The sequence below is a fragment of the Asaia sp. As-1742 genome (assembly GCF_011753235.1).
GTDB classification, from domain to species: domain Bacteria; phylum Pseudomonadota; class Alphaproteobacteria; order Acetobacterales; family Acetobacteraceae; genus Asaia; species Asaia bogorensis_B.
Map to the genome: position 1 here is coordinate 1 of NZ_VWWA01000063.1, position 250 is coordinate 250.

Genomic DNA, 250 nt, shown 5'->3' on the forward strand with positions numbered 1-250 from the left:
GCACCGCGCACCGTCGCGGCTCTGCAGGATGCCGTATGCGCCGCGATCGACAACGTCTGCCCAAGGCAGGCCACCGCGTGTTTCACCGCCGCAGGGTATGAACCAGAATGATCGGATTATGCTCTAGCTGTTTGGTCCCGGGTTTTGATGGTGCGGGTTTTGCGTGAATCTTGATGGCTCGTGCTGCCATTGCTGGCAAACGAATTCGTATGGCGTGAGGCCCCGGAGCGTCTTCAGTCGACGTGCGAAA

1 pseudogene is annotated in these 250 nt (G+C 59.6%); it reads right to left on the minus strand.

The window, feature by feature from the left end:
• Positions 1 to 123: 123 nt before the first annotated feature.
• A pseudogene (locus F3J08_RS16890) lies at positions 124 to 250 on the minus strand (IS481 family transposase); the annotation flags it as partial.